The 24,749-nt window shown below is 63.5% G+C and carries 26 protein-coding genes; 12 read left to right on the top strand and 14 right to left on the bottom strand.

Annotation, left to right across the window (positions count from 1 at the left end; all coding sequences use genetic code 11):
• Window positions 1-50 precede the first annotated feature (50 nt).
• From P1T08_07465 to P1T08_07455, 3 genes are read right to left on the bottom strand one after another with little or no spacing between them, the layout of a single operon-like run.
• A complete protein-coding gene (locus P1T08_07465) occupies window positions 51-1,445 on the bottom strand; it encodes an ABC transporter substrate-binding protein (protein ID MDF1595919.1) in 1,395 nt (464 codons plus the stop codon).
• Window positions 1,442-2,521: an alpha/beta hydrolase gene (locus P1T08_07460; protein ID MDF1595918.1), complete on the bottom strand. Its 1,080-nt coding sequence runs from the start codon at window positions 2,519-2,521 to the stop codon at window positions 1,442-1,444. Before P1T08_07460 ends, P1T08_07465 begins: the two co-directional genes overlap by 4 nt.
• Entirely contained in the window at window positions 2,518-3,144 is a 627-nt protein-coding gene (locus tag P1T08_07455; protein MDF1595917.1) for a TetR/AcrR family transcriptional regulator, read from the bottom strand. Before P1T08_07455 ends, P1T08_07460 begins: the two co-directional genes overlap by 4 nt.
• A gap of 222 nt (window positions 3,145-3,366) precedes the next feature.
• Here P1T08_07455 and P1T08_07450 point away from each other — a divergent pair, with 222 nt between their 5' ends.
• Window positions 3,367-4,515 (top strand): hypothetical protein, encoded by a 1,149-nt coding sequence (locus P1T08_07450; protein ID MDF1595916.1) that lies wholly within the window; start codon window positions 3,367-3,369, stop codon window positions 4,513-4,515.
• Complete coding sequence (locus tag P1T08_07445) at window positions 4,512-5,849, top strand: DUF4147 domain-containing protein (protein MDF1595915.1); 1,338 nt, start codon at window positions 4,512-4,514, stop codon at window positions 5,847-5,849. The genes P1T08_07450 and P1T08_07445 overlap by 4 nt, the downstream gene beginning before the upstream one ends.
• A gap of 11 nt (window positions 5,850-5,860) precedes the next feature.
• On the opposite strand, the gene P1T08_07440 is transcribed toward P1T08_07445, so the two are convergent.
• A complete protein-coding gene (locus P1T08_07440; GenBank protein MDF1595914.1) occupies window positions 5,861-7,264 on the bottom strand; it encodes a HAMP domain-containing sensor histidine kinase in 1,404 nt (467 codons plus the stop codon).
• The gene (locus tag P1T08_07435; GenBank protein MDF1595913.1) at window positions 7,261-7,932 is read right to left on the bottom strand and encodes a response regulator transcription factor; all 672 of its coding nucleotides are present in this window, start codon (window positions 7,930-7,932) and stop codon (window positions 7,261-7,263) included. Before P1T08_07435 ends, P1T08_07440 begins: the two co-directional genes overlap by 4 nt.
• Window positions 7,933-8,113: 181 nt before the next feature.
• On the opposite strand from P1T08_07435, the gene P1T08_07430 reads away from it, so the two are divergent.
• The 3 genes from P1T08_07430 to infA all read left to right on the top strand — a co-directional run bounded on the left by P1T08_07430 (window position 8,114) and on the right by infA (window position 9,881).
• Window positions 8,114-8,713: a hypothetical protein gene (locus P1T08_07430; GenBank protein ID MDF1595912.1), complete on the top strand. Its 600-nt coding sequence runs from the start codon at window positions 8,114-8,116 to the stop codon at window positions 8,711-8,713.
• A gap of 74 nt (window positions 8,714-8,787) precedes the next feature.
• Entirely contained in the window at window positions 8,788-9,498 is a 711-nt protein-coding gene (locus tag P1T08_07425) for a YceI family protein (GenBank protein MDF1595911.1), read from the top strand.
• A 158-nt stretch (window positions 9,499-9,656) separates the two neighbouring features.
• A complete protein-coding gene (infA, locus tag P1T08_07420) occupies window positions 9,657-9,881 on the top strand; it encodes a translation initiation factor IF-1 (protein ID MDF1595910.1) in 225 nt (74 codons plus the stop codon).
• Between the two features lie 35 nt (window positions 9,882-9,916).
• Here the strand turns inward: infA and P1T08_07415 are convergent, their stop codons facing one another.
• On the bottom strand, window positions 9,917-10,405 hold the full coding sequence (locus P1T08_07415) for a GNAT family N-acetyltransferase (GenBank protein MDF1595909.1): 489 nt from the start codon (window positions 10,403-10,405) through the stop codon (window positions 9,917-9,919).
• Between the two features lie 36 nt (window positions 10,406-10,441).
• On the opposite strand from P1T08_07415, the gene P1T08_07410 reads away from it, so the two are divergent.
• A complete protein-coding gene (locus tag P1T08_07410) occupies window positions 10,442-11,299 on the top strand; it encodes a site-specific DNA-methyltransferase (GenBank protein MDF1595908.1) in 858 nt (285 codons plus the stop codon).
• Here P1T08_07410 and P1T08_07405 read toward each other — a convergent pair.
• Together P1T08_07405 and rlmN are read right to left on the bottom strand one after the other, a co-directional pair.
• A complete protein-coding gene (locus tag P1T08_07405; GenBank protein ID MDF1595907.1) occupies window positions 11,262-12,203 on the bottom strand; it encodes a M23 family metallopeptidase in 942 nt (313 codons plus the stop codon). The two genes, P1T08_07410 and P1T08_07405, sit on opposite strands and share 38 nt — an antisense overlap.
• A gap of 133 nt (window positions 12,204-12,336) precedes the next feature.
• Window positions 12,337-13,368: a 23S rRNA (adenine(2503)-C(2))-methyltransferase RlmN gene (gene rlmN / locus P1T08_07400; protein MDF1595906.1), complete on the bottom strand. Its 1,032-nt coding sequence runs from the start codon at window positions 13,366-13,368 to the stop codon at window positions 12,337-12,339.
• 91 nt (window positions 13,369-13,459) lie between these two features.
• Here rlmN and P1T08_07395 point away from each other — a divergent pair, with 91 nt between their 5' ends.
• Window positions 13,460-14,863: a cytosine permease gene (locus P1T08_07395; GenBank protein MDF1595905.1), complete on the top strand. Its 1,404-nt coding sequence runs from the start codon at window positions 13,460-13,462 to the stop codon at window positions 14,861-14,863.
• Window positions 14,864-14,890: 27 nt separating this feature from the next.
• On the opposite strand, the gene P1T08_07390 is transcribed toward P1T08_07395, so the two are convergent.
• The 5 genes from P1T08_07390 to P1T08_07370 form a co-directional block, all read right to left on the bottom strand.
• Entirely contained in the window at window positions 14,891-15,283 is a 393-nt protein-coding gene (locus P1T08_07390; protein ID MDF1595904.1) for a hypothetical protein, read from the bottom strand.
• 42 nt (window positions 15,284-15,325) lie between these two features.
• On the bottom strand, window positions 15,326-16,123 hold the full coding sequence (locus tag P1T08_07385; GenBank protein ID MDF1595903.1) for a septal ring lytic transglycosylase RlpA family protein: 798 nt from the start codon (window positions 16,121-16,123) through the stop codon (window positions 15,326-15,328).
• A 159-nt stretch (window positions 16,124-16,282) separates the two neighbouring features.
• Window positions 16,283-16,930, bottom strand: coding sequence for a histidine phosphatase family protein (locus tag P1T08_07380; protein ID MDF1595902.1), 648 nt, complete (start codon window positions 16,928-16,930; stop codon window positions 16,283-16,285).
• Window positions 16,927-18,495, bottom strand: a complete 1,569-nt coding sequence (locus tag P1T08_07375) for a gamma-glutamyltransferase (GenBank protein ID MDF1595901.1) — start codon at window positions 18,493-18,495, stop codon at window positions 16,927-16,929. The genes P1T08_07380 and P1T08_07375 overlap by 4 nt, the downstream gene beginning before the upstream one ends.
• Window positions 18,496-18,507: 12 nt before the next feature.
• Window positions 18,508-19,269, bottom strand: a complete 762-nt coding sequence (locus tag P1T08_07370) for a hypothetical protein (protein ID MDF1595900.1) — start codon at window positions 19,267-19,269, stop codon at window positions 18,508-18,510.
• A gap of 293 nt (window positions 19,270-19,562) precedes the next feature.
• On the opposite strand from P1T08_07370, the gene P1T08_07365 reads away from it, so the two are divergent.
• Window positions 19,563-20,906, top strand: a complete 1,344-nt coding sequence (locus tag P1T08_07365; protein ID MDF1595899.1) for an HD domain-containing protein — start codon at window positions 19,563-19,565, stop codon at window positions 20,904-20,906.
• Window positions 20,893-22,125, top strand: a complete 1,233-nt coding sequence (locus P1T08_07360; protein MDF1595898.1) for an HD domain-containing protein — start codon at window positions 20,893-20,895, stop codon at window positions 22,123-22,125. Before P1T08_07365 ends, P1T08_07360 begins: the two co-directional genes overlap by 14 nt.
• Window positions 22,126-22,198: 73 nt before the next feature.
• On the opposite strand, the gene P1T08_07355 is transcribed toward P1T08_07360, so the two are convergent.
• Window positions 22,199-22,789: a DUF5317 domain-containing protein gene (locus tag P1T08_07355; GenBank protein ID MDF1595897.1), complete on the bottom strand. Its 591-nt coding sequence runs from the start codon at window positions 22,787-22,789 to the stop codon at window positions 22,199-22,201.
• Between the two features lie 179 nt (window positions 22,790-22,968).
• Here P1T08_07355 and P1T08_07350 point away from each other — a divergent pair, with 179 nt between their 5' ends.
• The 3 genes from P1T08_07350 (at window position 22,969) to P1T08_07340 (ending at window position 24,705) form a co-directional block, all read left to right on the top strand.
• The gene (locus tag P1T08_07350; protein MDF1595896.1) at window positions 22,969-23,739 is read left to right on the top strand and encodes an enoyl-CoA hydratase-related protein; all 771 of its coding nucleotides are present in this window, start codon (window positions 22,969-22,971) and stop codon (window positions 23,737-23,739) included.
• Window positions 23,740-23,818: 79 nt separating this feature from the next.
• Window positions 23,819-24,547 carry a sortase gene (locus tag P1T08_07345; protein MDF1595895.1) on the top strand — a complete coding sequence of 243 codons (729 nt, stop codon included), beginning with the start codon at window positions 23,819-23,821 and terminating at the stop codon, window positions 24,545-24,547.
• Entirely contained in the window at window positions 24,547-24,705 is a 159-nt protein-coding gene (locus P1T08_07340) for a hypothetical protein (protein MDF1595894.1), read from the top strand. The genes P1T08_07345 and P1T08_07340 overlap by 1 nt, the downstream gene beginning before the upstream one ends.
• Window positions 24,706-24,749 lie beyond the last annotated feature (44 nt).

Genomic DNA, 24,749 nt, shown 5'->3' with positions numbered 1-24,749 from the left:
GTTACGCCATTGAGGGTGGGGCGGCCGAAGCCGCCCCACCCGATCGTGACTCAGCTACCGGTAAGACTGCCGGCCGGCAGATCCCCGCATCGTGCGAGGTTGTCGCCTTCGAGCAAGCAGGGCGGCTCGGGCCGAACTGTTCCCACGTATTCGTAGTACTTGAACTCGGGGTCGTCGATGTTCAAGAGCTTGACGATGTACATGTCCTGGACGGCAACATGGTCCTCAGCCCTGATGTTGATGGTGCCCTTGGGACCTTCGAACTCCATGCCTTCGAGCGCGGCGCGCAACGAATCGGCATCTACCGCCCCATGTGTCGCCCTGATGGCCTCGACCGTCATGATCGCGGCGTTCATGCCGTCGGCATCGAACAGGTCGGGAATGGCGCCGAGTTCGGCGTCCTTCTCGATCAGGTAGTCGTTGATGGCATTGTCGGGGGCCGTGTAGTGGTAGATGATCGAGGCCGTCGAGCCGATCGCGTTGGCGAAGAACGCCGGCATGACCACGTTGTCGACGAACGGCGAACCGAGGACGGTGTCGGCGTCGACGACGCCGAGGTCCAGGGCGCCTTGCAGCAACGGCACGAAGCCGCCGCCGGCCCAGGTGACCAGGAAGGCGTCGGCGTCGGTATCGGCCAGCGGCTCCAGGAAGGAGGTGAAGTCGGTCGTATCGGCCGGAGCGAACACATCGTCGGCGATGAACTCGCCACCTTCGAAGGTGCAGGCATCCTTGTAACCGGCGGCGCCGCCGTATCCGAACGAGTAGTCGGGAGCGATCTGGACGAACGTCTCGTATCCATCGACGTTGACGAACTGATCACAGATCGCCATGGCATCCTGGTAGTTGTTGCGACTCGCCCGGAAGGTGTTCTCATTGAAGTCCTTGCCGGTGATGTCGTTGGCAGCCGCAGGTGCGGCAATCAAGATGATGTCGTTCTCGAGTGCCAGGCTCTGCAAGCCGGCGGTGGCGCCGGAGCTGACCGTGCCGATGATGATGTCGGCGCCCTCGATCTCGATCAGTTCCCGGCCTGCCGTTGCAGTCAATTCGGGATTGCTCTGGTCGTCCTTGAAGATCACCTGGACCTCGCAGTCGTCGACCATGTAGCTCTGTTCCAGTCCGGAGCCAACCTCGCCGCCGGTGGCGTAGGCGAACCCGATTGGCACTCCTCGGTTGATGTGGGCGCCGTAGATTGCCAGCGGGCCGGTGAGGTCGGTGACTACGCCGACAACGATGGGCTCATCGCAGGTCACGCCCAGCATGGCATCCGCCATCGTCGTCTCGGTCGTGTCGTCGGCCATTGTGGTCTCGGTGACCATGTCGGCCAGCGTCGTCTGGGTGGTCGATTGCTGCTCGGTGGTCGTTGTGTCTTCGGTCCCGCTGCAAGCAGCGAAGACCAAGGCCATAACGACCAGGAGCGCGGGGATGCGCCAGGCTGTTCTCTTCATGTGTCGTTTCCTCCTGTGTTGTCGATGTGCGCGTGGAACACGGCATCGAATGTGGTTGGATCCTCGATGAAGGGCACGTGCGCCGCTCCCTCGATGATGGTTTCGGTGTAAGAGCCGCCTGCCGCTCGATAGCGGTCGAGGACGCGTCGCGTCTGGGCGAGCATCGGCTGGGACGGATAGATGTCTGCTCCCGGCCAACCGGGGATGAGGCCGAGTGCGCCCAGCGTTCCCGGGTCGCCGAGGGCATTGTCTGCGACGACCTTGTCGAGTTCGCCTCGAATCCAGGCGACCGGCGGTTTGGGTTCGGCAGAAAGGAGTCGGTGGACGAGATCGCCGGTGTACTTCGGCGAAAGCGCATTGTTGACGCCCATCGTTCCCGGCGCCGCGAACGGCCAGTTGCCGCTCGGGGTCATGTCACCCGGGTAGTGCTGCTCTCCGAGGTGTGTGGACAGCATGGCACCAACAAGGGCGTCCTCGTTCTCGGGAACCGACCCGGGTGCGACGATGAGTGTGCGCAACGCGTTGCGCGGCGAGAAGGGGCTTTCCAGACCGGAGTCTGCCGATCGCAGACGTTCGACGAGTTGCGGATTGATGAGCCCGCCACCCGATCCGGAGAAGTCGCTCCAGCAAGGTTCGCCGTCTTCGCCCTTCGTCCCTCCGAAGCCGTACGGTGATCCGGGCGACACGAGTGTCACAGTGCGCATTCGATCGGGGGCCTCTGCCATCAGGCGCCACACGACGCCGCCTCCCATTGAGTTGCCGACGACGTGAGCCGCATCGATGCCCAGATGGTCGAGCAGCGCCAGCGCGTCGTCAACGAGATCTCCGAGGCCATTCGTCGCGTCGATCGTGGCGGTCGGGTCGGCGCCACCGAATCCCCGCTGGTCCGGGGCGATGACCCGGAACCGTTGAGGAATCCGGAGCATGGTGGTTTCCCACCACGTGGCGGATGACAAGTTTCCGTGCAGGAAGAGGATGGGCTCGCCTTCAACGGGTCCGCTGAATAGCACCCTGGTGGTGAGTCGCCGGGTGGCAAGAGTTTCGGCTCGGATCCCGGGGAGAATCGGAACGGTCACGATCTGCCTCCTTCCAGGTAGCCGAGGCCCCGGTCGATGAATGCCATGACCTGTTCGAAGACGTCCTCTGATAGATCTGCATCCGCTCGAAGGACGTAGCGGGCTCCCATGAACTCGGCGATGCCCATCAAGAGGTGGGCAATCGTCTCCGAATGCAGCGAGGCCGGGAGCTGGCCAATCGTTTTCGCCTGTTCGAGGCCGCGGACGTATCCGTCGCCGAGGGTGTCGTAGTGCCAGCGGTAGACGGCGGGGTCGACGAACTCGGCCTCCCTGACGACCATGTACAGCGAACGATGGTCCCGCACGTAGTCGAAGAAGGCCCGGAAGCCGGCTCGTTCGATTTCCCGGCGATCGGTGAGTTCCCCCACGGACCTGGCGATTGTCTCCCGCAACGTGTGATTGAGGTGGCGGACCAGCTCGCTGAAGGCTGCCTTCTTGTCGGGAAAGTAGACGTAGAACGTCCCTTGCGCGACTCCGGCACGGCGGGTGATCTCAGCGACGGAGGCCCGGTCGAACGAAAGCTCCCCGAAAACCTCTTCTGCTGCATCGAGGATCGCTTGCCTTGTCGCCCGGCCACGGGCGGTGGGGGGAGCGGTGACGGCTGAAGTTGACACCTGAGTCACGTTTCAGATTATGGGCGATCGCCGTCCGGGATACGAACTGGATCTAGAGAATATTTTCGCGGCTTTCTAGTCGCGGGTCGGCGTTATAGGTTCTGGGTGTTGGGTTCTATCGCGTCGAACGTTCTTATTGACACCGCGTATGGCACGTGGCCAATTGCCAATTGCCAATTGGCAACACCGAGAACACCCACAGCGCTCATCACGAGTAGGTTGGGCCCCGTTATGAGCCTCGTCGTGTTTCCGTTCAGGGTTGAAGATCCCGAGGTGGTTCTGAACAACCTCCGGATCGCCGCCTCCCATCCTGCAGTGGACCTGGTTCTGGCGGTGGGCGCTGAAGCGGAGTCCACGTTCGCGGCGGTTGAGGCGGCCCGCAGCGCGATCTCAGCAGCGACTTCGACCCCCCTCGACCTGATCCTCCAGGCGCGGATCGGGTCCAAACGACCCGGCAAGGGCGACGGGATGAACACCGCGCTCCGCTACTTCCTCACGGAGACCAGCGCCGATCGCCTGCATTTCTACGACGCCGACATCACCAGTTTCGGCCCGGAGTGGATCACGCAAGCAGAGAGGGGAGCCGATCTCGGGTACGACGTCGTGCGGCATTTCTTTCCCCGTTCGAGCACCGATGCAATGATCACCTGGATGGTGACCAGGACCGGGTTCGCCTTGTTGTGGCCCGGCTCCGACCTCCCGAGAGTCGAGCAGCCGCTCGGTGGCGAACTCCTGTTCACGCGTCCGGTGGTGGAAGCTCTTATCGCAAATGATCGAGTGCAGGCCCAGAGCGACTGGGGCATCGACACGCTGTATACGTTCTCGACCGTGCAGGCGGGTTTCTCCTTGTACGAGACCTACATATCGCAGGGCAAGGCGCACGCCTTGTACGGCGGCCTCACTGATCTGCGCGCCATGCTGGTTGAGTGTTTCTCTGCGATGCAGAGCCTCGCCGGTCAGCAGATCGCCGGGGCGGTGCCCCACCAGGTCGAGGCGACGGATGCCGTCCCGGCTTCGATCACCGAGGAGGTCGGCTACAACCTCGAGGTGACGTTGCGGCTTCTCAGTGGGGATTGGACCGAGGGCCAGGTTGGCCTCCTCGAACACTTCCCTGTGGTTGTACGCGATGGAATGCTCACGAACCGCCTGCGCCCGACCTTCCTCTTCATGGACGAAGAAGCCTGGCACGACACCTACGAGGTCCTCCTCGAGCAGTTTGTTCCAGGCGATGCCGAATGGGAGGCGCTCCTTTTTCGTCTCTGGGTCACGCGAGTGATCAACTACACCGTTACCCGAGCGCTGCGCGGATACGACCATTCGCAGCGGTACTTGCAGGCCATGGTCGCCGGTTATGTGAGTCGGGCGGCGCCGGGCCTATGACTGGAGGCGCGTTCGACCGGCGCGCGATTGCCAATGATCCGGGCCGGCGCGGGAGCCTCATGCGCGTCTTCGCCGGCGCTCTCGACGCCGTCGATCCAGAGGCGGCGGTTCTCGCTGCGCTTCAACGGGATGAGGACCGCTTGACACTGGCCGGACGGCCGGTCGAGCTAGCTGCGATCGACCGGTGTCTGGTGCTCGCCTTCGGGAAAGCGTCCGTCCCGATGGCCAGGGGGATCATCCGCGCGGTCGATGGGATGCGGGTCGAGGGTATCGTCGTTACCAACCAGGTTGGAGCGGTTCCCGGGTTGCGAGTCGTGGAAGGAAGCCATCCCGTTCCCGATGAACGCAGCGTGGCAGCAGCCACCGAACTCCTCGATCTGGCGAGGGGGGCCGGACCGAACGATCTCGTGATGGTTGCTATCTCCGGCGGAGGGTCTTCGTTGCTGACGATGCCTGCCGGCGGGTTGAAGTTGAGCGATCTGGCCGCCACCACCTCCCTGCTTCTTCGCAGCAGCGCCTCCATTGGAGACCTCAACACGGTCAGGAAACATCTGTCGGCAGTCAGCGGGGGGCGTCTGATCGAGGCGGCGGCCGGTGCAGGTGTGGTCCTCACTCTGGTGATCTCCGACGTCGTCGGCAACGACCTCGAGATCATCGCCTCCGGACCAACCGTGCCGGATCACTCGACCTATAGGGAGGCGGCCGCGGTCCTCGATCGCTACGGCGTAGCCGGGCGAGTGCCGGTGCCTGTGCTCGAGCATTTGACCGCCGGTGAAGAGGGGAGGGTTCCCGAAACGCCGGTCGAGGGGGTCGGACTCGATCGCCAGACCATCGCCATCATTGCCGATGCAACCAGGGCTGCGGAAGGGGCAGCCGAGGCCGCCCGAAAACTCGGGTGGGAACCGGAGTTGGTCTCAGCCACCGTCACCGGCGAAGCGCGTGAGGTCGCCGTCGAAATCGTCGGAGCCGCCCGGGAACTCCGCCCGGGGGAGTTGCTGATCTATGCAGGCGAGACGACCGTCACGGTAGCCGGGGACGGCCGAGGGGGCCGCAATCAGGAACTGGCCTTGGCGGCCGCCGCTGAGCTGGCGGGTAGCAGCGATCTGGTGCTGCTGTCTGCCGGAACCGACGGCATAGACGGAGTGACGGAAGCGGCAGGTGCGTTCGCCGACGGGTGGACGGTCGAGCGTGGGGTGGTGCACGGTCTCGATGCTGCGGACTTCCTGGCCAGGAACGACAGCTACTCGTATCTCTCTACGGTGGGTGATGTCATCGTGACCGGGCCGACCGGCACGAATGTGGGAGACCTCATCCTCGTGGCCAGGAGTGGATGAGAGAGCAGTGCCTACTGCCCGCTGCCTACTGGTTCAGCTTCGGGGAGTTCGAAACCCACGACCGCGCCTCCGTCGGGAGCGTTTGCCGCGCTAACCGTACCGCCATGCTCCTGTGCGATCTGGCGCACGATGGCCAGGCCGAGGCCGGAGCCCGGCATCGTCCGGGCCGCCGTCGCCCGGTAGAAGCGATCGAACACCCTGGTCTGGTCGGACGCCTCGATCCCGGGTCCGTGATCGCGGACAGTCACGAGTCCGCGGCGCTGGACAACCTCGACCGGCGTGCCGGGCGGCCCCCACTTGACGGCGTTCTCGATGAGGTTGGAGACGGCACGCTCGACTCCTCCCATTCGGGCTCGCAGAACGGTTGGCTCGCTGTCGACGTTCACCTGCCGGTCCCACCGTCGCTGTGCACGCTTTGCGACAGATTCAACGATCTGGTCGAGTCGCACGTCGGAGAGAGGTTCGTCGACGGGCCGATCGGCGGCGAGGTCGACGAGTTCCCCGACCAGCTCGGAGAGCTCTTCGAGTTCAGTCGTCGCGTCATCCAGCAGCTCGCGCCGTTGGTCGGCGGGAAGGCTGGTGGCCCGGGCCAGGAGTTCGATATTCGTCCGGAGGCTGGTCAGAGGCGTCCGCAGCTCATGCCCGGCGTCGGCCACGAGCTGCTGCTGCTGCCGCTTCGAGTCTGCCAGCGCGCCGAGCATCGAGTTGAAGGACTTCGCCAGGCGTCCGATCTCATCTTCCTGCACGACGGCGATCGGCGACTCGAGATCCTGCGTGGCCGCCACGTGCTCTGCGGCCGCGGTGAGCTCGCCGACCGGTCGCAGTGCACGGCCGGCGATCAGCCAACCGGCCAGGGCGGCGATTGCGACGCCGAGCGCGCCGGTAGCGAACATCTTGAAGCGCATGCCGTCGAGGACGGCGAGTGCCTCGGTCAACGAACGGCCCACCTGCACGGCTCCGAGCGGATGGTCGCCGACGGTGGGGATGGTGAACGGGGCGGTGATGATGCGATACTGCTCGCCGTCCACGTCGACCGTGTGGATGGTTGCCTGTCGCTCCCCGCCGAGAACCTCCCGATCGACGTCATCGACGGGGAGCGGGCCCGACGTGGCGAAGATGGTCCCGTCTGCGGAGAGGATCTGCACGACTGAGTCGGGTTGGACGAATCGGGAGCCGCGACCACCGATGCCCATGCCCATGCCCATGATCGGGTCGTCGGCCAGCCGGAGCGGATCACCTGCGCCTCCATCGAAGAGACTGAATGCGCCGAGGAACCCGATACGCTGTTCAAGGAACGCATCGACCTCGCCGTATACCTCATCGGCAGCAGAGAGGTAGGCCGCGGTTGCCACCGCCGCGACCGCTACCGCGGCGGCTCCGGCAACAAAGAGCGTGAGGCGGAGGCGAAGGCTCATACGTCCCGGATCACATAGCCGACACCCCGCACAGTCTGAATCAGGCGAGGGGCGCCGTCCGGTTCGGTCTTTCGTCGGAGGTAGCCGACGTACACGTCGAGGGAGTTCGACGACGTCCCGAAATCGAAACCCCAGATGCGTTCGTAGATAGTTTCACGCGTCAGCACGATGCCTTCGTTGAACATCAGGAGCTCGAGTAGCTGGAACTCGGTCTTGGTTAGTTCGATCGGTGTGTCCCCACGCTTCACCAGACGGGTAGCAGGGTCAAGCGTCAGGTCTCCCACCTTCATGATCTCATTGGTTTCCGGTTCGGATCGACGCAGCAGTGCACGGAGGCGAGCCAGCAACTCCTCGAGGGCAAACGGTTTGACCAGATAGTCATCGGCGCCGGCATCGAGACCGGCCACCCGGTCGGACACTTCGTGCCTGGCCGTGAGCAGCAGGATAGGAGTCGTGTCGCCGCGCGCCCGGAGCCGTCTGGTGGCTTCGAGACCATCGACATGCGGCATCATGACATCCAGAACGATGGCGTCCGGCGTCGTTTTGAGAACCCGTTCGAGCGCATCCGCTCCATCGTTGGCGGTGTCGACGTCGTAACCCTCGAAGTTGAGGGCTCTTGACAAAGCCGACCGAACTTGAGCGTCATCCTCCACGACAAGTACACGCATGGCATCAGTATGGCCGATTGGGGATTGCATGGGGACACGGTACGAGCGGGTTGTATGAACTGTTTGAGAGCAAGATGAGAAAACGGTGAGCGAGCTTTCTCATCGATTCTTCAGTTCGCCTTCACCCTAGGTTTAGGGCTCCGGGCCATACTCGGCAGATACAACAAGGAGTCTGAATCCAGTGCGGCGTTTGTTATTGGTTGTCGTCGGCATCTCTCTGGTGACCGCGGCCTGTTCGTCGGGGAGCGCAGGCGATGAGGTTGCCTCGCTAACCGCGACTGCCACAGATGACATCGTCGATCCCGTCGTCGACGAAGAGGTCGATCGAGAAACCGCGCTCCTGGCCTTCACCCAATGCCTCCGGGACGAAGGAATGGAAGTCGACGACCCGGAGGTCGGAGCCGATGGTCAGCTGCGTATGCCGCGCCCGGCAGAGGATGGCGACCGGGACGCTATGCAGGCTGCCCGTGAGGCGTGTTCGGGTTTTCTCGAAGGCGTGACACTCGGATTCGAGCAGCGAAACACGACCGAGTTCCAGGACATGCTCCTGGAATATGCGTCATGCATGCGCGAGAACGGATATGAGATGGCGGATCCAGATCTCAGCGGATTCCAGCCCGGCTCCGGACAAGGCGGAGGTGGCGGGATCTTCGGTGGTCTCGAGGATCGCGACGATCCCGTCTTCCTGGCGGCCGACGAAGTCTGCCGTGACATCTTCGGCGAATCGGGCTTCCGTCCCGGCGGCGGTGGCGGGCCCGGCGGCGGAGGCGTTGCTCCCTAGCCAGCGAGCGGTCATGCGAACCCTACGACCGACAAGCCCGTATTATTACCAGCCGGAATTGAGGGAGGGACCTGATGGTGAAAAGATGGATAGTGCTTGCCGGCGTCGCGGTAGTCGGGATGGCGGCGCTGTGGTTCTTCTTCTTGCGGTCGGACAACCCTGACCCCGTCTCGCTCAGCGACGCGGTCGAAGCCGCAACCGACCCGACTACCGTTTCAGAAACGACCCTCCTCGAGGAAGCAGTCGATGCCGGACTGGATGGAACGTGGACCGTGCTCGCAGACGACGCTTCGTTTGCCGGATACCGGGTCGGCGAGGAACTGGTGGGGATCGGCGTCACCGAGGCAGTCGGCCGAACTAGTGCCGTGACCGGTTCGCTCGAGCTCGAAGGATCAACACTGACCGCAGTCGGCATCGAGGTCGATATGTCGTCGCTCCGGTCCGATGACAATCGTCGTGACGGGGCAATGCGGCAGCGAGCTCTCGAGACCGGGGCTTTCCCGACGGCCTCGTTTCGACTGACCCAACCAATCGAGCTTGGCTCGGTTCCGACCGAAGGCGTCCCCGTCAACGTCACCGCAATCGGTGATCTGACCCTGCACGGAACGACCCGACCCGTCGAGATCCAGCTCGAAGCGCAGCTGGTCGGTGAGCGAATCGTGGTGGTGGGAAGCGTGGACGTCACCTACGGCGACTTCGGCATCGACCTGCCATCCGCCCCCGTCCTCGTCGGGGTGGAAGACCACGGGCAGATTGAGCTTCAGCTCACGTTCATTCGCCCGTAGGTCGGTGCATTCGTCGCAAGTTGTGGTTGCTGCCTCGCCGGAACTCAGACTCCTGGGTCAGAACCCCGGCGGCGGCGGTATCGATCGCCGGTGCCTCGAATTCCGAATAGACCGTTCACCATGTACGCTTCTGGGCAGTCGGTAATCCAAGGAGCCTCGTGGCCAAGCAGGATGATGTAATTCGGGTGCAGGGTGTCGTCGTTGAGACGCTTCCCAATGCCACCTTTCGCGTCGAGGTCGATGGTGGCCTCGAGGTGCTTGCTCGCGCTGCCGGGAAGATGCGGCGTGGACGCTACATCCGGATCCTGCCCGGCGATCGCGTCGACGTGGAACTCTCTGCATACGACCCGACTCGCGGTCGCATCGTCTGGCGCTACAAGTAGAAGGGCGCCCCGCCCCTCCGGACCGGCCTCTCGTTCTATACCCCGACGACTGCGCTCCGACGCTCGAGCAGGGTCACATCGCGCCAGCGGCCGTTCATCTGACCGAGTCTTTCTCTTGTCCCGACGATGCGAAATCCACAGGTCTGATGCAGCGCAATCGAAGCCCGGTTCTCCGGGAAGATCCCTGCCTGGAGCATCCATATACCGGCCCGTTCGGATTCGGTGATCAGCCGTTCTAGGAGCGCTCTGCCAATGCCACGAGTCTGGGCTTCGACCGCCACGTAGACGCTCACCTCGGCGACTCCGCCATAGGCACACCGGTCGGAGACCGGGCTGAGGGCCGCCCATCCATCGATCCGGCCCGGACTCCGGGCAACGATCCTGCCTTCCTGGAGATGCCCGGCGTCCCAGTCGGCCCAACTCGGAGCTTCGACCTCGAACGTTGCGTTTCCGGTGGCGATCCCCTCTGTGTAGATGTGTGCGACTTCCGGCCAGTCCGAGGACTGCATCGGTTCGATCATCATCTGCGCGAGCGTAGCCATCTGGGATAAGCTCGCCCGATGATCAAACGGTTGGTGGAGTGTGGAGACAACCTCGAGATCATGCGCGGCCTTCCAGACGGAGCGGTCGATTTGATCTACACAGATCCACCGTTCGGGACCGGCAAGCGAAGGCGCCTCGATTCGATCCGCACCGGGGAAGGCGACCAGGTCCGCACCGGATTCGGCGACCGCCGCTATCCGTTCGAAGTCGTGTCGACGATTGAGTATCGCGACGACCTGCCTTTCAATGAATACCTCGGGTTCCTCGAAATCCGTTTACGCGAGATGCGCCGGGTGCTTTCACCTCGAGGATCCCTGTATCTCCACCTCGACCATCACGCCGTCCATTACGCAAGGATCATCCTCGACGAGGTATTCGGCCCGGAGCGCTTTCTCAACGAGATCATCTGGGCCTACGACTACGGCGGCCGGCACCGCGATCGCTGGCCACGCAAACACGATTCGATTCTCTGGTACGCCAAGGGAGACAGTTGGACGTTCAATCGCGACGAGATCGATCGCATCCCCTACATGGCTCCGGGATTGGTCGGGCCCGCCAAGGCGGCCAGGGGGAAGCTGCCGACCGATGTTTGGTGGATGACAATCGTCCCGACCAACAGCGCCGAGCGAACCGGCTATCCGACTCAGAAGCCGCTCGGGCTCGCACGAAGAATCATCAGCGCCTCATCGAATTCGGGCGATCTCGTCGCGGACTTCTTCTGCGGAAGCGGCACCGTCGGCGTAGCAGCCCAGGAACTGGACCGTCGCTACTTGCTGGTCGACAGTAGTGCGGAAGCAGTTGCGATAACGAAGGCCCGCCTGGCAACGACCGGCGACTCTACCGACAAGCATCCTGGAGGTAGGGGTACGGGTTGACCGCGGCTCCATCGTCCGGGTGGATCTCGAAGTGCAGGTGAGTGCGCGATCCCTTGGCATTGCCAGAATCCCCGACCGACCCGATCACGGTACCGGCCGTTACTTTGCCTGCCGTTCCGAAGCTGTCCATGTGGGAGCCGATGTAGGTGGCGCCGTCGTCGCCGTACAACTTGTACTGCATGCCTCCGATGGTGCCGATTGTGAACTCGACGCGTCCCGACACCGGAGCCAGGACCGGCGTGCCCCTGGTGGCGAAGAGATCGGTGCCCTCGTGGAAACGGCCGCCGGTGCGAGGGAATCCGTAGTCGTTGAAGTACGTTCCTCCGGGAACGGGGCAGATCCAGCCACCGCCCGGCACCGTGAGGACCTGCCCGATGCGGATCACATTGGGGTTGGCCAGGCCGTTGAGTTCGGCGAGTACTGAGACTGTCGTGCCGTAGGCGGCGGCGATCTTGCCGAGCGTGTCGCCCTTTGCCACAACGTGAGCACCGGAAGATCCGGAACCTGGTGTGAAGTCCGAAATCGGACCGGACAGCGAGAGCTTGGTGCCGATGTACACCACGTTGGTGTTGGTGATGCCGTTGGCGGCCGCCAGTTGGACGACGGTTAATCCATATTTGGCTGCAATCGTTGAGAGCGACTCACCGGACTGGACGATGTGGGTCGCAGATGATGCGCCGGCCGCCGAGGCATCCGGGAGGTTCAACTTCTGACCGACGTAGATGCGGTCGGCGTTCGGGAGATTGTTCTTCTCGACGAGCGCTCGGATCGTCGTCCCGTTCTTGGCGGCGATCTCAGAGAGGGTGTCACCCGGTTGAACGGTATACGTGGCACCGGACACGATCACGAATAGGGCGACGGCCAGTGTCGTGATCGTTCGACGGGTAGGCGACGGCGCGAGCATCAATCCTCCAATGCTCCGCCCGCTCCACTACAAAACTATCTCATCGGTGTCTCATGTCAACCCCAGCGCGGGGAGCCACCGATACAGCAATCGGACGGGTCACTGTACTCCTTGAGGTCTTCTTCGTCATGTATTAGCTCGACGCGGCGCGGCCGGCCCGAAGTTGGCCGCAGGCGGCGTCGATGTCGGAGCCGCGGGTGTCGCGGATCGTGGCGTTGACATCGAGCGAGCGGAGGTGTCTGACAAATGATCGGATCTGGGCGAATGGGGACGGCTGGTCGGTGCTGAGGGGGGTGGGATTGAGCGGGATCACATTGACATGAGCGCCCAGGCGGCGGGCAATCGCAGCCAGCTTGGTGGCCTGCTCGATGGTGTCGTTCACGTTGTCGATCAGCGTCCATTCGATGGACACTCTCCTGCCCTTTCGATCGAAATAGGCGGCAGCCGCCGCCTCGACCTCGGCGAGGGGGTACCGCTTGTTGATCGGGACCAGCGTATTGCGGAGTTCGTCGTCTGCCGCATGCAAGCTGACGGCCAGGTTGAGCTGCCACGGCTCCTCGGTCAGTCGCTGCATGCCGGGGACCAGACCGACGGTCGAGACGGTCAAACGCCGCGGCGACATCTCCATGTCGTCGACAATCCGACGAATGGATTCCCTGACCCGGTCGTAGTTGGCCAGCGGTTCCCCCATGCCCATGAAGACGATGTTGGTCACATGATCGGGTCCTACCGAGAGGCCGACTTCCCGAAGGTACGCTCCGGCGTATGCGACCTGCGCAACGATCTCGCCAGCCTGCAAATGACGTTCGAACCCGAACTGCCCCGTGGCGCAAAATGAGCAGGCAAGTGCGCATCCGACCTGACTGGATATGCAAAGTGTGGTGCGCCCCGGATACCCCATCAGCACAGCTTCGATAGCGGCGCCGTCCGGTGCCCTGAACAACCATTTGACCGTGGATCCCTTGTCGGTGATCTGTTCGACCTCAACTACGAACGGCCACAGACGGTCGATCAGAGCGTTCCGCATTCCCGGAGGAAGATCGGTCATCGAGGCCGCGCTCAGGGTCGGCCGCCGATAGAGCCAGTGGTACAGCTGCTGCGACCGGTAGGGCGCTTCATCCGGGAACAGCTGCACGAGTTCGTCGGGGTGGGTCAGGTAGGGCACGACACAAGGGTACCCAGAGGTACTTGGTACCTGGTCTCTCACAGGTTGCCTGCCGCCTGCTGGGGCCGCGCCACCTCCCTAGACTGCCCTGGTGGCAAAACGTCCTTGGCTGGCAACGTCTTCGAGTGACCCCGTTGGACTGTCTGAACGGGCGTTCGGGGCGCCCGAATTCGCAGTCCTGATTGCATCCCTGGCTTTTGGAGCCCCCGCGTTGATCGTCGGTATCGATCTCCTCGGTGTCGACCCAGGACTCGGTCTGACGGTCTCGCAACTGATTCTGGCCGCGCCGCTCGGCATTGTGTTCGCAGCAGGATTGATCGCAGCTGCGGCCTGGGTAGCGGCAGAGAACGGCGTGCCGACCGGGTTGCTGATGAGGCCGGCGCTCGGTGTTGTCGGATCCTGGGCGGCTGCACTGGTGCAAGTTGCATTCTTCATTGCATGGACCGCTTTGGAGCTCGAGTTCGGCGGCGCAGCCTTCGTCAGTGCATTGGATGCACTGGGAGTCGACGGATTGCCAAAGGCGCTGGTGATCGGCGGCCTGGCACTGGCTGCTACCGGTCTCCTGGTGGCCGGACTCGCCTGGGTCACCCAGATCTGGCTGTATCGCTTTGCCTTCTGGGCGGCGCTGGTGCTCATTGTGGTGCTGGCCTGGAGCTTCTTGTCGGACGGCAACCTGGTCGCCCTGTTCGAGGTGACACCAGATGCGAACAACTTCTGGCTCGGCGTTGATGGAGTGATGGCTCTGGGCGTTGTCTTCTTCCCGGTTGTGGCAGATACGGCACGGTTCGTCTCCGCGGCTCCAGCCGCCGCCTCGGGTGCCGGGACCGGGTTCAGCGTCGCAGCCCTCGTGCTGGTCCTGGTCGGTGGGTTGAGGGCTGTCTCGGTCGACGTCACCGGCGGCGACCCGACGGCCTTTCTACTCGACGGCGTTACCTCATTCGTCGCCGTCGTCATCGTCGGATGGCTGATTGTGTCGGGCGTTGATCAGCCTTTCATCCTCAGTTTCAGTGGAGCGACGGCTCTCTCAACGATCAGCGATCGTTTCGCCGGTCGTGTGCAAGCGCTTGCCATCCTGGCGATGAGCGTCGTTGTTGCACTCGTCGTCTCACGCACAACCATCCGGGAGATCACAGAACTTTTCGTGGTGGTAATTGCGCAGATGCTGGCCGTGCTGCTCGCCGACTACTTCCTCGTGAGACGCAAGTACTACGAAACCGACGAGTTCTACCGGCGAAAAGGTACTTACGCCGGCGTCAACATCTACGGACTCGTAGCGGTGTTGGCAGGCTTCTTCACTGCGATCGTCCTGCGGCCGGTCGGGCCGGAAGCCTGGGTCACGCCGCTCGAGTCTCTGATCCCGAGCGACGCTCCGATCGCGGAAGCAGTCGGCCTTCCACCAATCCTGCTGTCGATGCTCGTGAGCCTGTCTATCTACACGGGACTCGGACGCTGGAGGATCCACGCCCGGGAGATGGTGTCCAAGCTGCGGATGTGACATCGCGACTCGCGAGTTGCGGGTCGCTCAGGCTCGCTGTTGCGCCTGGTCGATCCAGTCGGCGAGACGAGATTCGGATGTGTCGAGCTTCGAGGCAGTGTCGCCGGGCGCGGCGGCGGCCAGGGCTTTGAAGGTGGTGATCCCGATGTCCGAGAGCTTTGAGGCGAACACCGGGCCTATTCCCTTGATCGCCGTGAGGTCGTCTGGCGTCGACCGGGCCGGTTGTTGCTGGGTCGACTTCTGCACGGTCGGTTCCACCTGATGCGGGCGATGGGGGACGTCGGGATGATCGTCCGGGTGGCGGAAGGCGGGTGGTTGTGGTTCGCGAGGAAGGGCGAGAGAGAGGAAGCGATCGCGCATCGCCCAGATGCCGGCGGCGATGGCGACGGTGAATGCAAGCGTACGAGCCAGGCGTTTCATGACAGGATTGTAGAAGATTCGATCACTGCCGGCAGGATCGGATCAGAGAGCGCCGTATTTCGCCTGGAGTCTGGCGAGACCGTTGGTATCTGCCGGCATGGTGAGCGTCACCTGGATGACGCCGGCGCCGGTACCGCTGAGTGCCTCCATGGCCGCCGTAGAAAGGTCGATGCAGCGGCTGCTGTGCCGGGTCTTGAGGTCCGACATGTACGGGCCGCGGTCGTTGATTCGAACCTGAACCGATGCTCCTGTGTCAACTCTCGTCACGGTCACGACCGTGTTGAAATCAACGAAGTGGGTAGCAGCAGTCATCGCGTTCGGATCGAACGATTCGCCGTTGGCCGTGGTCTTCCCGGCGAAGGCGGCGCCGTAGTAGGAGGCACCGCAGGGACCAACTCCGCCGGTCGCTTCGACAGTTCCGTCACCCGGGATGCTCGTCGGCGATGGGGGTGGCGCCGTCGTAGGGGTCGTCGTGGTCGGAGGAGCGGTGGTCGTCGTGGGAGCGACGGTGGTGGTAGTCGTGCTGCTGGTGGTTGTGGTCGTCGTGGTGGCGATGATCTGAGGAGGGACGAGACGGGCAAACACCTCGAGTTCTGCGGTCTCCGAGAACTCGGCAACCCCGGGCCCCGTGCTCTCGACTTGCCGTCCTGAGAATGCCTGTGCAGCGACCAGACCGGCAACTCCACCGCGCGCGTCTGTTACCCCGGTAACCGCTTCCGACGGCGCAGCTTGGACAGCCGTTGCGTCGGTGGTACCGGGGGAGAAAGCTGCGAACCCGGCTACCGCCAGGAGGGCTACGCCGGCCCACGCAACAACCGCGATGAAACGAACAAAGCGCATAAAAAAACTCCGCCTCCATGTTCCCCGCGAGCCAGCACATGCTCGTGATGGTGGGATCGACGGTCAGGCTAGGGGGTGTGCAAATCGAGCGCAAGCTCGAATCTGGGAAAAGATGGGATGGCCCGATCGGCATTCAGCCTCCGCAACCGGGTCGCGAAATCAACCAAAGAACGGGTGATCCGGATGGCGAACGAGGCCCGTCAGGTGTCCGACATCGTTATAGCCGAGGAGCCGGGGCTCGGGGAATGTGATCGTGCTGATCCCGGTGTTGGCCATCGCTCCCATCGGCCCCGTGTACACGTGTGTGTCGTGGGGGAGGCCGATTGCCCACCGCAGGATCTGGATGATGGGGCCGCCGTGGGTGAAGACCACCACCAGGTTGTCCTCGGCAGCCGGGATTTCTCGAATGGCTGCGACTGCCCGCTTTCCGACCTCGGCCCAGGACTCGCCTGCAGGTCGGGACACGTCTTCGTGGGCTCGATACCTCTTCCAGAGGTCGGGCCACTCAGCCTCGACTTCATCGGGCATGCGCCCTTCCCACGCACCATTGGCAATCTCACGCAACCGGGGTTCGGTCTCGACCTCGAGATCGAGAAGGCCGGCGAGCGGCTCCGCCGTCTGCATGGTTCGGGGAAGGTCGCTCGAGATGATGCGGCCGATTGGAAGGTTCGAGAGTCGGACGCCGACCGCCTCTGCCTGTTGATGTCCGAGTTCCGAGAGCGGTGCATCTGTTTGTCCGATGAGCCGGCCTTCTCGATTGCCGACGGCTTCCCCGTGCCTGACGAGCAGCGCGTAGGTCGTACTCATCGCACACCGACCGAGGTGGTTTCTACCCGGGGGTCCGGCGCGCCGGTCCTCAGTCCGCCCGCATCGACGGTGATCAGCGACACTGGCCCCCACCCACCTTCGAGATCCCCGGCCACCTCGATGTCGTGGCCACGGCGGCGCAGGTCGCTTTGCACGGCCTCCGGCATACGTGCCTCAACCCGAATCCGGGAGGATCCCGAGAGGTCTTCAGTCGTCCACCGGGGTCTCGCCTGCGCGGTACCCGGTCGATCGCCTGCGGCGTACAGGTGCGCGGCGACCTGGGCCAGGAGCTGGGGTTGCTGGTGGCCGCCCCTCGTTCCGAGAATCAAATCGAGCCCTCCGTCCTTCGTCCACAGTGATGGAGAGAGCGTGTGGAGTGGCCGCTTGCCAGGTGCAAGCTCGTTCGGATGGCCGGGAACGAGATTGAATCCTGCTCCCCGGTTGTGGAGGAAGAACCCCTGGTCGCCCGCCGCGATTCCGCTTCCGATCCCCATGAAATTCGATTGGATGAGAGAGATGCCGAGCCCGTTCCGATCCAGCGCGCACAGGTAGGTGGTGCCTCCCGGTGGGGTCGCGTCGGTTGGCCATGTCGCGGCCCGGTCGGTGATGCGTCGGCTCCGGGTGTGGAGTCGTTGAGGGGAAACGAGTTCGGCGGGGGGGAGAGGAGCGAAATCGGCGTCGGACACCAGATCGTTGCGTTCCCAGGCCATCGAGCGGTAGGCCTCGATGAGGGTGTGAACGTACTGTGGATCGTTCGGATCTGCAGGTGGGCCGAGGTGATCGAAGATCCAGGTAGTCGCCAGCGTGAGGTAGCCCTGTGTATTCGGAGGAATGGTCCAAGCTGTCCGGCCGAAGACGTCGAGGGCGAGCGGGTCTATCCAGTCGGCCTGTTGCCGTTTGAGGTCGGCGGCCGTGATCAGAGATCCGGTGGCGGCGATGATGGCCTCGCCTGGTGGACCTTCGTAGAAGGCCCGGCGCCCTCCCTCTGCGATGCTGCGCAACGAACGTTCCAAGTCCGGGCGCCGGATACGATCGCCGCGTTGCGGTTCGCCGGCCTCGAAGAAGGCCCGGGCCGACGGCTGCTCGCGGAACGACGGATCCAGGTTACGAAGGGCTCCGGCCAGTTCGGTTGAGGCCGGGAACCCGCCTTCGGCCAGCCGGATGGCGGGCGTGAGAGCGTCGGAAAGTGGCATCGAGCCGTATCGAGCGGACAGGGCTTCCCATCCATCGACGCATCCGGGAACGGTGGCGGTTAGTGGGTGATCCCACGGGATCGCCACTGCACCCGACGCGCGGATGGCGTTGGGATCTGCTCCTGCTCCGGCACGACCAGATGCGTTCAAGGCAGTGGGCGCTTCCGCTCCCGGGTCAAAGATGATGGCGAAGAGGTCGCCACCGATGCCACAGGTTTGGGGCTCGCATACACCGAGAACGGCGTTGGCGGCGATAGCGGCATCCACGGCGTTTCCGCCTGTTGCCAGGATCTCCATTGCGGCTTGCGTACTGAGATCATGCGCCGTGACGACTACATCCCCGAACGTCTGTGCCTCGATCCGGCGCAGCATGGTGTGCAGGCGCTAACGCCTGAAGCCCGGCACGAGCCGGTTGACGGCATCGAGAACGGCGCGCACTGCGGCCTGTGCCTCGTTCGGGCCGACCAGGGCGGATCCGACGACGAGCCGTTCCTCGCCGCCGGACACGATCACGATCTGTGCAACGGCCACCTGGCGGGATCCAATCGTCGGCGTTTCTAGGGCGGCAAGCGCCAGTGCCGTGTCATCCCCGATGCCGTGTTCGAGGGCGGCCACCGTTGCTTCGCCAACTGAGCGGAGGCGAGTTGTCGCGGCACTGGGGCCACTCGCTACCCCGGTGATCATCTCGTTCTGCCAGGCCAGCGTGACGGTCACCGTCAGCCGGGATCCGACCGGTTCCTCCAGGATGTCGACGATCGCCGGCCTGTCGCTCCGGCCAATCTCCTCGTTCTCGATCTGCACCACCGAGATGACCCGGCGGTCGACGGTCAGCCCGAATTGGGCCATTGCCAGGGACTGGACATCGCGCACTACCTGCTTGGGAGCCTTCCCGGGGGTGCCCAGGATGTGGATCTCGCTGATGGTTCCATTGGTCCCGACCACTCTGGCGGCATCAACGGTCGGAAGACGGCAGAGGGTCTCTTCGAGTTCCTGATAGCGCATCACCGTCAATGTAGCGTTGCCGTCCGGCACGACGAAGTAATTGAGATGCGAACCAATGCACTGGTAGGCTCCGGCCAGTCGTCTTCGACGACGAATGGCGGAGCGGGCGTGCTGGCTCGACTCGCCGAGAGCGGGGCTGGGCAACTTGGGAGCCTCTGGAATTGAAGTTTGGAGGTCCAACCGGCAGATGCCGGTGGGAGGAGGATGCCCGGATAGAGCGATCAGCCAGGAACTAATCCCACAGCGAAGCGGAACATTCGTCATGGTCACTAGCGACTATGAAGAGACATCCCTTTAGGTGATAGCTCCTTATGAAGGCCAAAGTGGCCCGTTTCATTGCGATTGCAAGCAGCTTGTCGGCGTTAATCGTCGCCGGTGCTGCATCATTCAAGGTTGGCTGAGCGCCCGTCCGGGCATCTTTCCAAAAAGGGCGAGACGTGAGTACCCAGAGGCTTGTACGAATCCGACTGGCCGTCGCCTATGTGGCGATTGGTGTGATCGTGCTCACGGCGCTGATCCTCACGCAGTCATTCCCCAATGTCGCACTCTGGGCGGCGTTCGCCGTCCCATTCGTGTATCTCGAATGGAGGGCCGTCGAGATAAACGATCAGCTAATGGCGAGTTCGACCATCATGGTGGCACTCACCGGCGGCACGATTTTTGCACTCGAGGGCAGCAGTGCCGCGTTGGGCATCGCCACCATCGCCGCGCTCGGCCCCCTGGTGCCTCGCGACATCCGGGAGCGTCGCTGGTTCCAACCAGCCGTGAACTTCGGACAGCTGGTGGTCAGCGCAGGATCCGCCGGCCTTGCGCTCGACCTGCTGATCCCGTCTGGCATCGACCCGGGCGCAGCCGGGAATATCGCCCGGGTGGTAGGTGCCGCATCTGTGGCGGCCATTGTCTACGCAGTGTTGAACTACGGCCAGGTTCGGACGATTGTGCGCCTTGCCTTTGGGCGGCGCGACATTCGGCCGTGGTCGGGGATGGCGATGATTCTCGTGTCATACCTCGTGATGGGTGTGCTCGGCGGATTCCTCGGCATCGTCTACAGCGCCGTCGGATTTGCGGTGTTGCCTCTGATTCTCGTGGTCTTCGTTGCCGGCCACTACACCTTCGCCTCCTACGGAGAACTCCGGGAGGCCCATGAGGCGACGCTGCGGGGATTCATCAAAGCCCTCGAGGCCAAGGACCTATATACCAGGGGCCATACCGAGCGGGTCGCCTACTTCGCTCAGCTGATCGGCGAGGATCTCGGCTTTCGTGGTTCCCGGCTCGAGCGGGTTCGCGTCGCCGCCCTGATCCACGATGTCGGCAAGCTGGCAGTCCCGCGTGATCTCATTCGCAAACGAGGCCGTCTCACCGAGGATGAGTACGAGAATCTTCAGGCTCACGCCCACGTGGTGGAAGACATCCTCGCCGAGGTCGAGTTCCTCCGGCCGATGGTGGAAATCGCCTCCGGTCATCACTCGCAGTTCGACGGCAACGGCTACGGCGGAAGTGGTCACCAACACGGCCAGCGTCCCGCCATGGAGGCCCGGATTCTGGCGGTAGCGGACGCCTTCGATGCGATGACCAGCACCCGTTCATACCGGATGGCCCTCAGCCAGGATTACGCATTTGACGAACTTCGGCGCAATGCCGGGACGCAATTCGATCCGCACATCGTCGAGTCCCTGGCGCGGGCTCTCGCCCGTACCGGAGAGCGGTACGGCTCGCCCGGCTTCACCGACGACGAGCAGGCGCGCCGGATGGCGGAAGGGAGGACGCGTGGGCAGAACTGAGCCGGCGCCGCGTTCACGGCTGATGGACGTGATGTGGGCGTTGGCTGCCGCCGCCCTCTTCGCTCTCTTGCTGATTGAAGTTCGCGGTGAACTGGCGGAGATCCTCGTGGGCGTCGCTGCACTGGCCGGCGCGTCGCAAATCATGGTTCCGGCGACTAGTGGCAACCGGCTATCTCTTGGGTTTGCAGTGGCGGCGGCCGTTCCGCTCGTGATGCGGACACCTGGCGGCGCCATCGATCTGGTCGCCAGCGGCGCCGTCTTCGTGGGAGGAGCGCTTGTTTCGTGGGCGATCGCCGTTCTGCGTGGCGAAGAAGCGGTGATTTCCTTGGCCATCGCATTGCGCAGGGCAGTCGGCGCCGGCGTCTACGCGACGGTTCTCCGATATGTGGCCCCGACGCTGGGCGGCTGGGGTCTCGACTCGGACGCCGCCGACTTGATCGGCTTCACGCTCGGATCGGCGACCTGGTTCATGCTCGAGATGTTCTTGTGGGCGTTCGTGACGTTCGGCCGGCGGCGCATCAGCCGCCGCTACCTCTGGCTGCTGGCCGTCAAGGACTGGATGGTGGCGTTGAGTCTGCTGGCGACGGGAGCCTTGTTCGGATTCGCCTACGCCAGGATCGACCTGTGGGCTGCGGTGATCGTGGTAGCCGTGCCGTATGCGTTCGCTCATCTGGCATTTCATCGGTATCAGGATGCGAGGACCACCTACTGGCAGACGATCCGTGCGCTCTCGCGGATCCCGGAGGTCGCCGGTTTGTCACCGGACGGTCACGGCGATCGGACGTCGGCCATGGCGGTGGAGGTCGGGCAGCGACTCGGCCTTTCGCCGGACGAGGTAGAGGACATCAGGTTCGCGGCAATGATGCACGACATCGGTCGGGTGACGCTGAATGAGCCGAATGTGATCAAGATGGGTTTCACCGACGAGGACATCGCCAGGTGGGGCGCCGAGATCATCGCCGAGTCGCCCTACCTCGATCGCATCGCTCACCTGGTTCGCCAGCAGCATCATCCCTACCGGCGCCCCGGCGAGTTCAAGGACCTCGAGTTACCGATGGCGTCCAAAGTGATCAAGGCCACCAGCGCCTACGACCACGCGACGACGGAACTCGGGTTTTCCCACCTCGAGGCGCTCGAGGTATTGCACCGGGGTGCCGCTTATGACTACGACCCCGACGTCGTGGAAGCCCTCCGCGAAATCGCCGACGCCAACCTGTAACCCCAACCTCGTTTTCGCGCGGCGATTCCACCGTATATGGAGCGAATCCCGCGCGAAAACGAGGTTGGGGGTGTTAGACGCGACGCGCCGAGCCGGCCTCCGCCTGCGCTCCGTGTTTGAACCAGCGCACAGGGCGGCGCAGCTCGTGCTCCAGGAACCGGCCGAGGCCCACGGCCAGCAACACATCACCGAGTGAGATGACCTGACCCTGGCCGATGAACCGCAATGGGATGACGTCGGCGAGGAACGCCAGACGTGTGCCTTCGTCGAGGACGAGGTGTTTGTAGTTGCTGGTTAGGTCCACCGACTCGGGAAACCCGCCTGCCACGATGGCGGCTCCTTCGAGTACCGGCATACCGCCGTTGGCCGCGATCACTGAGAAGTTCATGAGGATCCCGAGTCCTGCCAACCACATTCCGGGCCTATCCCTGTTGAGGATCACCATGATGAGCAACGGGACGTATGAAACCAGGATCAGCGTGATGCCGGTGGGCCTTGCCCAGGTGGCGTCTTGTGGGAAGAAACCTGTGATCGACTGGAGTCCGAAGCCCAGTATCAGCAGCCACCACAAGCGCAATCGAATGTCGGACAGGTTGCGCAGTTTGCCACCACGAATGACCGCGATGGTCGCCGCGAGGAATAGGACGAGGGCCAACCAGACCATGCGCGAACCGTACCACTCACAGAGACCTACTCAGCGCATCATGGCTTCGATTGCCTTCCCCCCGGCCCTCGGCGCAGTTGGTGGCGTACTCCACTTCGACGCAACGGCAACCGACTGTCGCGGAAATTCGTTCCCACCAATTGTGTGGCGGGCCACTAGTTTGACCGGGTCGGAAGGACATGATGCTCACATACGAGGTTGTTGCGCCGCGGGCCACACTCATGCTCGACGATCCGACCCGAATGAACCCGATGTCGGTCGAGGTGATGCAGGCGGTACTGGACCGGTTGAGGGAAGCCATCGCCGACCGGGCCGTGAAGGTGATTGTGATCACCGGCGCAGGTGATCGAGCGTTCTCCGCGGGCGGGGACCTCTCGGGCGGTTTCGTCGACGAGCCGATTGCGCTCCATCATGCCCGCGGGGTGCTGGCCGAGATCTTCCGCCTCATGAGAAGAGGAGGGAAGCCGACGGTGGCGCGGGTGAACGGGCACGCTCTGGCGGGCGGTTTCGGGCTGGCAGCCGCATGTGACATCGTGATCGCCGTTGATCGGGCGAAGTTTGGAATGCCGGAAATCAACGTTGGACTCTGGCCGATGATGATCAGTGCGGTTCTTCAACGATCCATGCCGCGTAAGGCCGCCCTGGAGCTGATGATGACCGGCCGGCTCATCACTGCTGAGGAGGCCTTCCGACTTGGGGTGGTTTCACGGGTGGTAGCGACCGGAAGTCTCGATGACGTCGTCGATGAGACCGTCACGGAGCTTGCCTCGAAGAGCCCGGCGATACTCGAACTCGGACGCGACGCTTTCTACGCTGCTGAGGACATGGGTTTTGACGCCGCGCTCGACCACCTGCAAGGCGCGTTGACTCTGGTCTCCATGACCGAAGATGCCACTGAAGGGGTGGCCGCCTTCATGGAAAAGCGGAGTCCGAAGTGGCATGGACGCTGAGTGGTCGCGCAACCACGATGAGATCGGATAGTTGGGTGTTGGCGGTAGAGTTGTAGCGATACGACGTCTCTGGGGACCAATGAAGACGCTGCGAATTCTGGGTTGGACGATGATCTGGGCCGGTGGACTGATCCTGGCCTTCCTCGCCTACCAACTCGTCGGCACAAACCTGATCGCCAGTCGCGCCCAGGAGGCCGCCGCAGATGAGGTCGCCGCCCGCTTCACCTCGGTGCGAGACCAACTCCTCGAAGAAGGTGATTTCCCGCCCGCAGTCGTTCTTGATGACGACGATGCTACGACTCACGGCACGTTCGTTGTGCCGCCCGCACCGGTCCTCTTCGAAGAGCCGATGCCTGAGGAGGGACAGGCATTCGGGATCATCAGCATTCCCAAGATCGAACTCGAACATGTGCTGATGGAGGGTGTCGGCCGGGAGACGCTCAAAGACGGTCCCGGTCACATGCCGTGGACGCCGTTGCCCGGTCAGCCGGGGAACGCGGTGATCAGTGGCCACCGCACCACATATGGCGCCCCGTTCTACGACCTCGATCTCCTCGAGCCCGGCGACGAAATCGTGGTGGAGACTGCCCTGGGCGATCACGTATTCGCGATCCGGGAGGTATTGATCGTTCTCCCGACCGATGTGTGGGTAACGAACCCCAAACGCGGGGCGTGGATCACCCTGACGACCTGCAACCCGCGCTTTTCGGCCCGGGAGCGACTCGTGATTCAGGCGGAACTCATCGACGGCCCGAATCTCCCCTACGCGCAGGCACAGGTCGACGAGTTCCTCGAACCGATGTCCTGATGCGACGGCTGTACGCCAACTTGCCGGGGCCGGTCGTCGTCAAGGTGCTGATCACGGTCGTGATCGTGGTTGCCGTGCTGACTGCACTCGTTTTTCTCTTCGAGTGGGCGGGCGACCTGCTGGACAGTGGGGGAGTGATCGGCGAACCGCCTGCCTAGACCGATAGCCGGGAACTGCAACTGGGGCCGGTCTGTGGCGGGAT

It is taken from the genome of Acidimicrobiia bacterium, assembly GCA_029210695.1.
GTDB lineage: Bacteria > Actinomycetota > Acidimicrobiia > Spongiisociales > JAHEDJ01 > JAHEDJ01.
The sequence above is the reverse complement of the archived record's forward strand: the minus strand, read 5'-3'. Positions and strand labels throughout refer to the sequence as shown.